The sequence below is a fragment of the Arthrobacter sp. K41 genome (assembly GCF_059089645.1).
Window position 1 is genome coordinate 386,647 of sequence record NZ_JBNHEW010000003.1, and the last position, 12,628, is coordinate 399,274.

General features: G+C 65.9%; 11 protein-coding genes. 3 read left to right on the top strand and 8 right to left on the bottom strand.

Annotation, left to right across the window (positions count from 1 at the left end; translation table 11 throughout):
- Nucleotides 1-71: 71 nt before the first annotated feature.
- The 6 genes from AC5RTE_RS09395 to AC5RTE_RS09420 all read right to left on the bottom strand — a co-directional run bounded on the left by AC5RTE_RS09395 (nt 72) and on the right by AC5RTE_RS09420 (nt 7,475).
- The gene (locus tag AC5RTE_RS09395; RefSeq protein WP_494041116.1) at nt 72-932 is read right to left on the bottom strand and encodes a DUF2382 domain-containing protein; all 861 of its coding nucleotides are present in this window, start codon (nt 930-932) and stop codon (nt 72-74) included.
- Between the two features lie 229 nt (nt 933-1,161).
- Nucleotides 1,162-2,613, bottom strand: coding sequence for an arabinose isomerase (locus AC5RTE_RS09400; RefSeq protein ID WP_494041117.1), 1,452 nt, complete (start codon nt 2,611-2,613; stop codon nt 1,162-1,164).
- Between the two features lie 93 nt (nt 2,614-2,706).
- Nucleotides 2,707-3,765, bottom strand: coding sequence for a rhamnose ABC transporter substrate-binding protein (gene rhaS / locus AC5RTE_RS09405; RefSeq protein WP_494041118.1), 1,059 nt, complete (start codon nt 3,763-3,765; stop codon nt 2,707-2,709).
- Entirely contained in the window at nt 3,762-4,886 is a 1,125-nt protein-coding gene (locus AC5RTE_RS09410) for an ABC transporter permease (RefSeq protein WP_494041119.1), read from the bottom strand. Before AC5RTE_RS09410 ends, rhaS begins: the two co-directional genes overlap by 4 nt.
- Nucleotides 4,879-5,928 carry an ABC transporter permease gene (locus tag AC5RTE_RS09415; protein WP_494041120.1) on the bottom strand — a complete coding sequence of 350 codons (1,050 nt, stop codon included), beginning with the start codon at nt 5,926-5,928 and terminating at the stop codon, nt 4,879-4,881. Before AC5RTE_RS09415 ends, AC5RTE_RS09410 begins: the two co-directional genes overlap by 8 nt.
- Complete coding sequence (locus tag AC5RTE_RS09420) at nt 5,925-7,475, bottom strand: sugar ABC transporter ATP-binding protein (RefSeq protein WP_494041121.1); 1,551 nt, start codon at nt 7,473-7,475, stop codon at nt 5,925-5,927. Before AC5RTE_RS09420 ends, AC5RTE_RS09415 begins: the two co-directional genes overlap by 4 nt.
- Nucleotides 7,476-7,711: 236 nt before the next feature.
- Between AC5RTE_RS09420 and AC5RTE_RS09425 the strand changes: the two genes are divergently transcribed.
- Both AC5RTE_RS09425 and AC5RTE_RS09430 read left to right on the top strand, forming a co-directional pair.
- Nucleotides 7,712-8,884 (top strand): glycosyltransferase family 4 protein, encoded by a 1,173-nt coding sequence (locus tag AC5RTE_RS09425; protein ID WP_494041122.1) that lies wholly within the window; start codon nt 7,712-7,714, stop codon nt 8,882-8,884.
- A complete protein-coding gene (locus AC5RTE_RS09430; protein WP_494041123.1) occupies nt 8,881-10,260 on the top strand; it encodes a UDP-glucose dehydrogenase family protein in 1,380 nt (459 codons plus the stop codon). Before AC5RTE_RS09425 ends, AC5RTE_RS09430 begins: the two co-directional genes overlap by 4 nt.
- A gap of 71 nt (nt 10,261-10,331) precedes the next feature.
- On the opposite strand, the gene AC5RTE_RS09435 is transcribed toward AC5RTE_RS09430, so the two are convergent.
- Nucleotides 10,332-11,198: an HAD hydrolase family protein gene (locus AC5RTE_RS09435; RefSeq protein ID WP_494041124.1), complete on the bottom strand. Its 867-nt coding sequence runs from the start codon at nt 11,196-11,198 to the stop codon at nt 10,332-10,334.
- Nucleotides 11,199-11,423: 225 nt separating this feature from the next.
- On the opposite strand from AC5RTE_RS09435, the gene AC5RTE_RS09440 reads away from it, so the two are divergent.
- The gene (locus tag AC5RTE_RS09440; RefSeq protein WP_494041125.1) at nt 11,424-11,693 is read left to right on the top strand and encodes a GlsB/YeaQ/YmgE family stress response membrane protein; all 270 of its coding nucleotides are present in this window, start codon (nt 11,424-11,426) and stop codon (nt 11,691-11,693) included.
- 245 nt (nt 11,694-11,938) lie between these two features.
- On the opposite strand, the gene AC5RTE_RS09445 is transcribed toward AC5RTE_RS09440, so the two are convergent.
- Entirely contained in the window at nt 11,939-12,397 is a 459-nt protein-coding gene (locus tag AC5RTE_RS09445) for a hypothetical protein (RefSeq protein ID WP_494041126.1), read from the bottom strand.
- Nucleotides 12,398-12,628 lie beyond the last annotated feature (231 nt).

The window sequence follows — 12,628 nt, forward strand, 5'->3', positions numbered from 1 at the left end:
CGGCGTCGTTTGCTGTGGCTGCCTGGCGCCGGTCCGTTCAGCGGCGCGTCAGCAGTACTGTTATGCGGGGATCAGAGGCGCCGGTCGTCATCGCGGCGCAGATCGCGGTCGATGCCGTCGCCGTCGGCTTCGATGTGCTCCTTGCGGACTTCCTCGTTGACCGTGACGTTCTCCTGGACAACGTCCTTGTCGAGTCGCACGCGCTCCACCGGGACCGTTTCCTTCTGAACCACGGGGCGTTCCTCATGCAGGATCACTTCGTGTTCCTCTTCGCTGATGTCCGGGCCGTCGAGCGCCGCTCCGCGGTTGGCGTCCGTGATGGGCTCGCGCTCCAGGCGGACTTCTTCACGCTGCACCGGGACGGTCGTGGTGACGTTTTCCGTGGTGACGTACTTCCGGAGCCGTGCCCTGCCGGCAGCCTGGCGCTCGGTGCCCACGCGGAGCTGTTCCTCTGAGCGGGTCATGGCGTCATCGGTGGTGGGGCCGGACGTGTCGTGGCCTACGGTGTCGCGGTCGGATGCGTAGCCTGCGGTCCCGGCGTTGGGAGTGCCGGCGTTCAGGTCTGCATCACCTTGCAGGTCCACATCGCCACGGGTGGTGTCCGAGTAGGTCCGGGCACCACGCTCGTAGTAGGTGTACAGCCGGTCCTCTTCCTCAGGGGTGAGGTGTCCGTCGACGTCGACGCGCGGGGCGTCCTTGACGTGTTCCTTGCTGTAGGGAACCACGAGGTCATCACCCTGGGTGTGGGCGCCTTCAACGGGGACGAAGGACTGGGAAGTGCCGAAAAGTCCCGTCTTGACGGTGACCCATGTCGGCTCGCCCGTGTCGTCGTCCGCGTACAGCTGACCGATCGAGCCGATCTTCTCGCCGTCGGAACCGACGACGTTGCCGCCCTTGTGGAGCAGGCTTTCAATGTTTTCCCTGTTGAGCATGACGTCTCCTTGGATTTGTCGTTGCGCTGGGCATAGCTGGCCATGGATGTCCCGGCACCGGTTATCCCGGCACTCGGCCTCCGCCCTCTCTGCTGAAGGCTGTGCGCTAGCTGCCCCCCTACCGTAAGCATGCTTAGCATCAAAAGGGAAGTCTGCTTAGTAATTTATTTCGTGTTGGCCTCTGTAACCAGGACTGACCAGCACCTTTCCGGGCAAAAAGTCTGGCGCCTCATGGCAGCGACACATGCCGGTGTTCGAGTCCCAACAGCGAGGCCGCGGCCTTGATGTCCGCGGCCCGGTGCCCAAGGCACAGGGCCCAGTGGTGACCGATCCCGGTCTGGCTCCACCGGTCCACCCAGATCCCTGGATCCCCGCCGAAGTTCACGCGCGAAGTAGTGTTTCCGATGGCCAGCAGCGGACCCGGAACCACCGTCCCTTCCGACGTCACGAAAACGTACTTGCCATCCGGGTCCTGGCCCAGGCCGAGGGTGGTGACAGGACCGGGCTGGACGTCGAACTCGACCGAAACTCCCCACCCGCGCTTGCCGTGATAAACGCCCAGGCCGCGCAGGAGCGGATCCTTCGAGGAGACAGCCAGGTGCGCAGGCCCGTCATGCCCCATCTCCACCACGTTGTCGAAAAAGTTCAGGGCCTGGATTTCGGTGAAGGAACCGCCGGCACCAATGGCGTGGGCAGCGAGCATGGCAATGGAGGTCCGCAGCTCGTACTCCCCTGCCATGGGAATTCCACGGGCCGTCAGGATCGAGGAACCCAGGATCATGCCGGCGCCCAGCCGCTCATGCTGCTCCCCCGCCAGTCCGCGGTGGTAATAAGCCACCGAGTCCAGGTCGAAGTCTTCCACCAGCCGGTCCAGCCCGACTGAAACCCTGGCACCCCAGGCGAAGTCGTCGTCGTTGACGGACTCATCGAGGACGAACAGTTCACGGGCCAGGGAGAGCCGCTCGGACACCTCGGCGTCGGTCACGGCCTTCACCCGTTCCCGCAGGTCATCAAATTCGAGCACTTCCACGTGGGATCCGAAGCTCGTCGAGACGGTGGTGAGGTCGGTGGCGACGTCCAGCATGCCCGGATACAGGTGCCCCATCAAGCCGTGCCGTGCGTTTCTAAGCCTGGCCCGGACGCCTGCTGCGTGGACCCACTGGTTGATCCGTTCCCAGGCCGAGTCCTGCTTCAAATGCCCTGAGACGGACCGAAAGTCGATCCCCGCCCGGCGGAAAACGTTAGCTACCTCAGGTACCGGGCATTGGCCGCAGTAGGCCAGCCAGGCACCGGTGTCGAAGTTTGCGTGGTCCATCGCTTCGGTGGGCTGAAGGTCGATGACAAGCACCGGGCTCCCGGAGCGCTGGGCTACGGGCAGAACCATGGAGGACGTCAGGTAGGTGGCGAGGAAGATGACGATCAGGTCGCAGTCAACCTGCCGGAGCTTCTCCCCCGCCGCAACCGCCTGGGTGGCATCGGAGATGAAGCCCGCATCCACCACCTCCGCATCCAGCTCCCGAAAGCGGGAGGTGACGTACCGGGCTGAATCCTCAAGCTGGGGCAGGAGGTCGGGGAACTGGGGCCAGTACGCACCCAATCCCCCGGATACCAGGCCGATCCGGGTGGGCCGCCGCCGGTGGGGCTCCAGCAGTTCCGCAGCGTTCCTTTTGGTGGGCGACATGGCAGCCTTCCCTTCCGCAGAATTTTTTGCTCAACACGAGGCGCGGAACGCCGGGCGGGCCAGGGGAGCCCGCCCGGTGTGTACCCCGCAGCGCTAGAAGTTGTACTGGTCGATGTTCTCGGTGTTGAAGACGGTTGGCGGGCCAACAATGACCACACCGCCTTCTTCGATCGTCCGGTCGCCCAGTTCCCCGGCCGTGAACTTGTCGCCTGCGGCGCCGGTGATCTTCCCTTCCACGAGGGCCTTGCCGGCGAACGCCGCGACGTATCCGAGCTGGGCGGGATCCCAGAGGGCGAACTCCTTGACGGTGCCGTCCTTGACGAACGGCCGCATCTCGTTGGGCAGCCCCAGCCCGGTCAGCGCGACTTTGCCCTTGTAGGCCGAGGTGGAGAGGTACCTGGCCGTGGCGGCGATCCCCACGGTGGTGGGCGAAATGATGCCCTTCAGGTTCGGGTGTGCCTGCAGCAGGCCCTGGGCTTCCTGGAACGACTTGGTGTCGTCGTCATCGCCGTAAACCTTGGCCACCAGTTTGATGTCCCTGTAGGCAGGGTTCGATGCCAGGTCCTCCTCCATGAACTTGATCCACTCGTTCTGGTTGGTGGCATTTGCCGTGGCGGAGAGGATGGCGATTTCGCCGGAGCCGCCAATCTGTTCGGCGATCAGCTTCGTCTGGATCAGGGCCACTTCCTTGGCTACCACCTGGCTGATGAAAACGTCACGGCAGTCAGGGTTGGCGTCCGAGTCGAAAGCGACAATCTTGGCACCGGCGGAACGGGCCTCGCCCAAGGCCGTACAGACGGCGTCGGGATCGTTGGCGGCGATAACGATGACGTTGGTGCCCGCCTGGGTTTCAGCGTTGATGAACGAGACCTGGCTGGACGCAGAGGCTTCCAGGGGACCCACCACCTGGGAGGAGGCGAAGCCCGCTTCCTGCGCGCCGTCCTTGCCGCCGCCGAGGACAACGTCCGTATACGGGTTGTTCAGCTGCTTGGGGATGAAGGTGATCTTTTGCTCCTCAACCGCGGCGGAGGTCTCCCCCGTGGTCCCCGTTCCGCCGCTGCATGCCGTCAGGGCCATGGCTGCCGCCGCCGTGACGGCCACCAGCGGGGCCAACCTCGGGCGGCTGCCTGTCTTTTTTCGGTTCAACATCATTGTTTTTCCTTTTCCCTTGTTTGGTCGTTGCTGGTGGCGGAGGTGCCCCGGCTGAAGCTCTGGCGGACCCGCCGGTTGTGCTGCCATTCCCGGACGGCGGAGCCTATGCTCGGCGCCACCACGGAGAAGATGAGCAGCAGGCCCGTTACTGTGATGAGGACGACGTCGGACACCCGCCCGAGCCGCAGTGCATAGTTCAGGCTGCCGATCAGCAGCACACCGGCGATCACGCCTGGGATGGTGCCCTTGCCCCCGAAGATCGAGACACCGCCGAGGAGCACGGCGGCGATAACGGCCAGTTCCAGCCCCGAGGCGTTGTCGCTCCGCGCACTGGTGTAGCGCAATGTCCAGTAGATTCCGGCCAGGGCTGAGACCGCACCGGAGGCAACGTACAGCCAGAACTTGCTGCGCGCCACGTTGATGCCCACGAAGTTGGCCGCTTCCTTGCTGTACCCCATGGCGTAGAGCCCCCGCCCAAAGGGCGTGAAGTGGAGCAGGACGCCGAAGATCACCATGATGAGTACGACGCCGATCATCACCGTGGGGATGCCGGTGGCCCCGAGCTTGGAGGTGAAGAAGGCTGTCAGGGGGCGGGGGAAGTTGGCTACGGCATTGTCCCCGATGACTACCAGGGCAAGGCCGCGGAAGAGTGCCAGCGTGCCGATAGTGACCGCGAGCGAGGGCAGTCCCAGGACAGCGATCAGGAAGCCGTTGAACATTCCCGCGCCAATTCCGGCCAGCAGGCACAGCGCCAGCACCAGCCAGATGTCCAGTCCGGCCGCCCACAGCACACCCATCAGGGCGCTCGTCAGCCCTGCGATGCTGGCCACCGAAAGGTCGATTTCGCCGGTGACGATGATGAGCGTCATGGGCATCGCGATCAGGAGGACGGGAATGACGTCCAGGAGCAGGAAGCCGGTGGTCACCGGTGAGGCGAAGCGCGGGATGGCGATTGCGGCGTATATCAGGAATGCCAGGAGTACGTAGATGGTGATGGCGTCACGGCTGGCAAGGATGCGGGCAGCGCCCGTTTTTCCCTTGGGTTCGGTGGCCAGCGGCTTGGTGCTGTCGGCAACGGGCGCAGCCGCAGTGGTGCTGCTGGGCGTAGTGGTCTCAGACATTCCGGGCCTCGCTTATCCGCAGTTTCCGGGCCGTCCGCAGGCTGGCCAGGCGGTCGATGACAATGGCCGTGAGGATCAGGATGCCCACGATGGCCTGCTGCCAGAACTTGTCCACCCGGAGCGCGGTCAGGGAGCTGGTGATGGTGGTCAGGAGCACGGCTCCGAGGGCCGCGCCGGCCACGGTTCCGCTGCCGCCGAAGATGGCCACGCCGCCCACCACCGCGGCTGCCACCACATCCAGTTCCATTCCCGTCCCGGTGGTTGCTCCGACGGAGTTGAAGCGGCTGGCGTAGAGCACTCCGGCCAGGCCGGCGAGCGCTCCGTTGGCGAGGAAGGCGAGGAATACGCGTTTGGACACCTTGATGCCGAGGACCTTCGCCGCTTCCGGGTCCGAGCCAATGGCGTAGAGGTCGCGGCCGGGACGGGTGCCGGCCATGTACACGGCCACCGCCGCCACCACTGCAATGGCAAGGAGGGTGATGATCGGAAAGCCGAGCACTGTGTCCACGGACAGTGCCCCGAATGCCTCCGGCCGGTCCCCGGCGAAGTACTGCTTGCCGCCGGCCCAGGCGTTGTTGAGCCCGCGGAACACGTAAAGGGTTCCCAGGGTGATCACCAGCGCCGGCACTTTGGCCACCGTGACCAGGAAGCCGTTGAACATACCGAGCAGCGCGCCGAAGGCCATGCCCAGGAGCAGGACGGCCAGGATGGGAAGGTCCGGCATGGCGGCGAAAATTGAACCGGTGCCGAACGCCACCAGCCCCAGCATGGAGCCGACGGACAGGTCGATGTTCCGCGTGATGATGAGCAGGGTCTGTCCGGCTGCCAGGATGATAATGATGGTGGCGTTGAGCAGCAGGTCCTTGATTCCCTGCGGGGACAGGAACAGCGGGTTATTCAGGAAGGTGATAAGCACCAGCAGCGCCAGCGCAACCAGGACGGGGAGCTCACGCAGCCTCAGGAGCGGGCCGATCCCGCCGCTGCCGCCGCCGGTGCGGTCCGCCGTCGTGCCTTTCTCCTGGTGCTTGAGGGTTGAACTCATTCCGGAACTCCTGCCGTGGAGGTTGCCGCGTGCATTACCGATTCGGGGTCCGCATCTGCCCTGTCCAGCTGGGCGGTGATCCGGCCCTCCCGCATCACCAGGACGCGGTCTGCCATGCCAAGGACCTCGGGAAGCTCGGAGGAGATCATCAGGATGGCGATTCCGCGTCCGGCGAGATCGGAAATAAGCCGGTGGACTTCGCTTTTGGTGCCCACGTCGATGCCGCGGGTGGGCTCGTCGATGATGAGCAGCTTGGGATCGGTTGCCAGCCACTTGGCCAGCACCACCTTTTGCTGGTTGCCGCCGGAGAGTGTGGAGACGGCGTGCTCCTGGGAGCCGGCCTTGACCTGCAGGCGTTTGCTCCATTCCTTCGCCGCCGCACGTTCCTTGCCGCCGTTGATGAGCCCTGCCGTCGCGAACTTGTTCCGAAGGGTGAGCGTCACGTTCCGGGCCACCGACAGGTTCATCACCAGCCCCTGCTTGCGCCTGTCCTCCGGCACGAAGCCCAGCCCGGCGGCGATGGCCGCCTGGGGGTTGCGGGCCTTCAGCGGCTTGCCCTCCACAGAGACCTGTCCGGCGTCGTACGGGTCGATGCCGAACACCGCACGGGCCACCTCGGTCCGCCCGGCACCTACCAGGCCCGCCAGGGCAACGATTTCACCGGCCCGGACTTCGAAGCTGATGTCCCGGAATACCCCGGATCGGCTGAGGCCCTCGACTTTAAGTACTGTGTGTCCGATGTCCGCTTCGGCTTTGGGGAACAGCGTTCCGATGTCCCGGCCCACCATCTCGCGGACGATCTTTTCCACGGTGACCTCGGCAGTCCGGTGGGTTGCGATGTAGCGGCCGTCCCGCATCACGGTGATCCGGTCGCACAGGTCAAAAACCTCGTCAAAACGGTGTGAGATGAACAGGATGCCGGTTCCCTTGTCCCGCAGCCCGCGGGCCACTGCAAAGAGCCGGTCCACTTCCACCCCGCTGAGCGCCGCCGTGGGTTCGTCCATCACCAGCACCTTGGCCTCAAGCGAGATGGCCTTGGCAATTTCGATGATCTGCTGGTCCGCAATGGACAGCCCCTCCGCCACCCGGGAGGGATCCATGGGCACGCCCAACCGGTCGAACAGTTCGGCGGCCTGCCGCCGCATCTCGGCGCGGCTGATCAGCCGGGACCGCCCCTTGGGCTGCCGGCCGATGAAAATGTTTTCCGCCACGGTGAGGTCCGGGAACAGGGTGGGTTCCTGGTAGATGACGGAGATGCCGGCGGCCTTGCTCTCCGCCACGTTGCGGAAGTGGACAGGCTGACCGCTGAGCCGGAAATCCCCCGAGTCCGGATGGTAGAGGCCTGCGAGGATCTTCACCAGGGTGGACTTCCCGGCGCCGTTCTCGCCCACCAGCGCATGGATTTCCCCGGCGCGGATCTCCACTGTGCCGTCCGCGAGGGCCACGACTGGACCGAAGGTTTTGGCGGCGCCGGTCAGCGAGAGCACGGGTCCGCCTTGCTGGACGCCCGGTGCGTGCCCGGGAGGATTGCTGCGATCGTGCTGCATAAATTGAACCGCGTCTCTGAGGTCTTTGCTACAACAATGAATCGTTTCATAACGTTCAGGTGATTGAATCATAAAGCCGCTGAAACAGCACGGTCAATAGAGTTTGCCGCTGCCGCTGCATTCGTGACTCATCCGTGTTCCAACAGGTCCCCGGGGGTCCTGTTGTTTCCCCAACCTTTCCCGCGGCGTCACATCCGGTCCCCCGCGCGGCAACGCAGCCCGCCCACGGTGGAGGGGTGAGGATCGCAATAGTTGCTGAGTCATTCCTGCCGCTGATGAACGGCGTAACGCATTCCATCCTGCAGGTGCTGGAGCACCTCGAGGACCGGGGCGATGACGTCCTGGTCATCGCGCCCTCCACCCTGGACGGGGAAGCGCCGGCCCGTGTCAGGGGCGCCGAAATCCACCGGCTGCCGGCGGTTCCGCTGGCGGGCTATACGAACGTTCGGGTGGCGATGGGCGGTGTGTACCGGGTCAAGCGAATCCTTGCCGACTACGCACCGGACGTCGTCCACCTTGCCTCGCCGTTCGTCCTCGGCTGGCGGGCGGCACAGGCCGCGCGGCAGCTGGGCATCCCCACCGTTGCCATCTACCAAACCGAGGTTCCCAGCTATGCGGCGCGGTACGGGGTGCCGTTCCTGGAGAACTGGGCCTGGAACCGCGTGGAAAACATCCACCTGCTCGCCACCCGCACCCTGGTGCCCTCAACGTTCGCGCTGAACCAGTTGCGCGGCCGCGGCATCCCCAGGGTGGAGATGTGGCGCAGGGGCGTTGATACGGCGCGGTTTTCGCCGGAAAAGCACGACGACGGCTGGCGGGCTTCCGTGGCCCCCGGCGGCGAGCGGATCATCGGCTACGTAGGTCGGCTGGCCGTGGAGAAGCAGGTGGAGGACCTGGCTGCCCTGGCCGGCATCCCCAACACGCGGCTGGTGGTTGTGGGCGACGGACCCCAGCGGGCGGCCCTGGAAGGCGCCTTGCCGGACGCCGTTTTCACCGGCTTCCTGGGCGGGGACGAATTGGCACGCGCTGTGGCGTCCTTCGACCTGTTCGTCCATCCCGGCGAATTGGAGACGTTCTGCCAGACCATCCAGGAGGCCATGGCATCGGGTGTGCCGGTGGTGGCCACGGGCCGCGGCGGGCCCCTGGACCTGGTGGAGAACTCCCGGACGGGCTGGCTCTACGAACCCGGGGACCTCGCCGGAATGCGGGCCCGCGTGGTGGACCTGATGGGCGACGACGCCAAGCGCCGTGCGTTCGCCGCGGCGGCCCACGCGTCGGTACAGGACAAGACGTGGCCGGCGCTTTGCGGACAGCTGGTCCGCCATTACGAGCAGGTCCTGGCGCTGGGACAACGCCCGCCGGGTCCCGTGGCCGAGCCTGCGGCATCAGGGCGCGGGTGGGAATCATGAGAATTTCCGTGATTGGCTGCGGCTACCTTGGCGCGGTGCACGCAGCCACGCTCGCATCAATGGGCCACACAGTGGTGGGCATCGACGTCGACCCCGGGAAGGTGGCGCAGCTGGCACGCGGCGCGGCCCCGTTCCACGAACCCGGGCTGGACGAACTGCTGCAGGACGGCCTGGCCACCGGCCGGCTGACCTTCTCCACCGCAGCGGCCGCCGCCGGCGGCGCGCAGGTGCACTTCCTGTGTGTGGGTACTCCGCAGCACAAAACGTCCGACGCCGCCGACCTCACCTACCTGGTCTCCGCGGCAGAGGCGCTGCTCCCGCACCTGGCGGCAGGCGCCGTCGTCGTCGGAAAATCCACAGTGCCGGTGGGTACCGTGGACATGCTCCGCGGTGTACTGGCCTCACGGCCGGACGTGCTGCTGGGCTGGAACCCCGAGTTCCTCCGGCAGGGCACCGCAGTGAAGGACTCACTGGTACCGGACCGGCTGGTCTACGGAGTACACGGCGGCAGGGCCGGCGCCTTCAATGCCCGGACCGGGGCACCCCTGGGCGTGACGGCTGCCCTGGACGCCGTGTATGAACCGCTGCTCGCCGCCGGGATCCCCCGCCTGGTCTGCAACTTCGCCACCGCGGAGCTGATCAAGTCGGCAGCGAACGCGTACCTGGCCACCAAAGTCAGCTTCATCAACGCCATGGCCGAACTCTGCGATGCATCGGGTGCGGACGTGGCGGAGCTGGGTGAGGCGATGGGCATGGACCCCAGGATCGGCGGGCGGTACCTGCATGCCGGGCTGGGGTTCGGCGGGGGCTGCCTGCCGAAGGACATCCGGAGCTTCCGCTCCCAGGCCTCGGCCCTCGGCGTTGCTGCCGTGGACGACTGGATGCGGCTGGTGGACAACGTGAACCTGGGTCAGCGGGAGCGGACTGCCAGCCTCGCCGCGGAGCTCTGCGGCGGAAGCCTGGCAGGGCGTTCCCTGACCGTGCTGGGCGCGTCATTCAAGCCGGACACGGACGACATCCGGGACTCGCCCGCCCTTGATGTTGCCGACCGCCTGGCAGCTGCCGGCGCACACGTGACCGTCACCGATCCCAAGGCGGTCAACCAAGCCTGGCGGCGCTACCCGCGGCTCAGGTTTGAGGCTTCCACGGAGCGGGCGCTCGAGGGCGCCGAACTGGTGCTGCTCCTGACCGAATGGGACGAATACCGGCGCCTGTCACCTGCCGTGGCGGGCAGGCTGGTACGACGCCGGGTGGTGCTGGATGCGCGGAATGCCTTGGACGCTGCCGCATGGCAGGCGGAAGGCTGGGTGCTGCGCGGACTGGGGACAGGAAGCGTGGAGGTGCCCGCTTTGGAGCGGGCCGTCCCCCAGCTTTAGCTCAGTAGCACAGCCCCGGTTCAGGGGTCCCGGCGCAGGTCGTGAGGGCTGCCTGGCTTGGAGTTGCGAGCTCAGCCCAGGAGGCCGAGCTCGGCAAAGGCGAGCGCCACTCCGTTTCCGGACGGGCCGGGAGTAGTCCTGTCCGCCACTGCCAGCACGGCGGGATGGCCATCCTCGACGGCGATACCGGTTCCTGCGTACTCGAGCATCTCGATGTCATTGGCGCTGTCGCCGATGGCCACAATGTCCGCCCGGTCCAGGTCCAGGTGGGCTTCCACCGCCTGGATGCCCACCGCCTTGTGTGTGCCGGCCATGAAGATCTCGCCGGCGCGGTCGCCAAGCGCTGACAGGGAACTGGGGATCAGTCCCACGTCCGGGCCGAGACCGGCCATGAGTTCCGTCAGCGGCACGGGAGAGTCGAAGCACGAGATTTTGGCGAAGGACGCACCGCGCAGGTCGTCGCTGTACTGCATGGGCCCCAGGATGTCCTCGAGTGGATCAACGTCAGTACTCAGGACGCCATCGTGCCCGGACCGGCCAGCGAACACGGGGCCAAGCACCTGCCTGAGCCGCTGGTCCACGCCGGTGCGGCCGTACAGCGCCTCCGGTGCTTCCAGGATGTACGCTGCGTCCACGGCCTCGAGCGTTTGCACGATGAGGGCTGCCAGGCCGGGTTGAAACCGCGTGTCCTTGAGGACTTGCCCGTTGAGCTCCACCCGGGCGCCGGCGCCGGTGATGATGCCATCGAACCCAGTTTCCAGGATGTGGCCGGGGACCATGGACAGCGGGCGCCCGGTGCAGACGAAGACCAAATGGCCCCGCCCGCGTGCTGTGCGGACCGCCTCAACGTGTGCCTGGGGAGCCAATCCGTGGTCCGCGTAGGTGCCGTCGATATCGAGGAAGACGGCACGAGGCCGGAAGGACTGCTGCCTGGACATGCCGGAGCTCCTAGGTAGGTGGCGGGACAGTTCAACTCTATCGAAAGCCCGCCGGGTCCCCGACGGGCCGCTGGCCCCTCACCTGCTGAAACATGCATTCCCGCCAGCGAAACTGACAGCCATCCCGTGATATTTGAAGTCTTGAAGTGCAGTAGGCACACTGCTTGAATTATGGAACCGGAAATGGGGGCCCGGCACAACTTAACTAATTTAAGGAGTGACAACATGGGCATTCTAGGATTTCTCATTTTGGGCCTGATCGCCGGAGCTATTGCTAAGGCCATCCTCCCGGGCCGTCAGGGCGGAGGCTGGGTGATCACCCTGGTCCTCGGTGTCGTCGGCGCTATCCTGGGCGGTTGGATCGGCTCGCTGGTTTTCGGTGGCGGTCTGGCTGAATTCTTCGATATCCGCACCTGGCTCCTGGCGATTCTGGGGTCGATTATCGTCCTGCTGGTTTACGGGGCAGTCACGAACCGCAGCCACCGCCGCGTGTAGCTTCCGAAACCAATTTTATCAAGGGGCGGGCGCCGTTTTCCGCGTGCGGAGAACGGCGCTTTTGCTTGCCCTGGCGCCCGGAATGGCGTCCGGCACGAATGCCGGCTGCAGGACCTGCCGGTGGACACGGTTAAAACCGCCAAGACCTGTGTCGATGGTCCGCACGGGCACGGAGAGGCTGCCGATCCTGCCGTGGGCAAATAGAGGCGGGGCTTAATAGGATGAAAGCGTCCCGGGAGCCCGGGCTAAGCTGCTTTCTTGGAGCCGGACTTCTTCTGGCCCGGGTTCTTCTGCATGGGCTTCTTGGCGGCGGGCTGCTGCTGGGCAGGCTGGTCCTGGACCGGCTGTTGCGGTGCAGTCTGGCGCTGTGCAGCGGGTTGGGCCGCGGCTTCAGCCACGTATTCCGGTTCCGCTGCCGGGGTTTGCTGACTGCCGGCTTCTGCCTGGACACCGGCTGCTTCCGCGGCCCGGTTGCGCTTCCACCGCCGGAGCAGGTCCGCGGCAGCCCAAGCGCCTGCCAGGGGGGTGAGGACCGCCGCGCCGTAGACGAAGAGTATCCAGGTGAGGGTTGTCAGCGGGGACTGGCTGTTGTTCAGGAGGGACAGGCCGCCCAGAAGCCCCACGGCCCAGAAAAGGACCACTGCGGTGAGCACCGCGGCGGCCGGGAAATACTGGTTGGACACGATTTTTTTCAGGGTTTCCATGCACTTCCTCCTGCCTGGCCGGGGCACGGCAAAAGCCGTTCAAAACCAGTATGGCGTTCCCCGGCCGGGAAACCCGGCAACACGCAGGGAGTGGTGACGAACCTAACGCCTGGCCGCCATACGCCTCCGCCCCGCGGCCCTCTTCCCTCCCGCCGGCGCACCTAATACGGTGGACCTGTCCGGCCACGCGGAGCCGGCGTGCCCGCACCATTGGTGCCATCCTGGAGGTCC

Excerpts from the sequence above, each read along its gene's own strand:
- AC5RTE_RS09395 (WP_494041116.1), bottom strand. The coding sequence starts at position 932 with ATGCTCAACAGGGAAAACATTGAAAGCCTGCTCCACAAGGGCGGCAAC.
- AC5RTE_RS09400 (WP_494041117.1), bottom strand. The coding sequence starts at position 2,613 with ATGTCGCCCACCAAAAGGAACGCTGCGGAACTGCTGGAGCCCCACCGG.
- rhaS (WP_494041118.1), bottom strand. The coding sequence starts at position 3,765 with ATGATGTTGAACCGAAAAAAGACAGGCAGCCGCCCGAGGTTGGCCCCG.
- AC5RTE_RS09410 (WP_494041119.1), bottom strand. The coding sequence starts at position 4,886 with ATGTCTGAGACCACTACGCCCAGCAGCACCACTGCGGCTGCGCCCGTT.
- AC5RTE_RS09415 (WP_494041120.1), bottom strand. The coding sequence starts at position 5,928 with ATGAGTTCAACCCTCAAGCACCAGGAGAAAGGCACGACGGCGGACCGC.
- AC5RTE_RS09420 (WP_494041121.1), bottom strand. The coding sequence starts at position 7,475 with ATGCAGCACGATCGCAGCAATCCTCCCGGGCACGCACCGGGCGTCCAG.
- AC5RTE_RS09430 (WP_494041123.1), top strand. The coding sequence starts at position 8,881 with ATGAGAATTTCCGTGATTGGCTGCGGCTACCTTGGCGCGGTGCACGCA.
- AC5RTE_RS09435 (WP_494041124.1), bottom strand. The coding sequence starts at position 11,198 with ATGTCCAGGCAGCAGTCCTTCCGGCCTCGTGCCGTCTTCCTCGATATC.
- AC5RTE_RS09440 (WP_494041125.1), top strand. The coding sequence starts at position 11,424 with ATGGGCATTCTAGGATTTCTCATTTTGGGCCTGATCGCCGGAGCTATT.
- AC5RTE_RS09445 (WP_494041126.1), bottom strand. The coding sequence starts at position 12,397 with ATGGAAACCCTGAAAAAAATCGTGTCCAACCAGTATTTCCCGGCCGCC.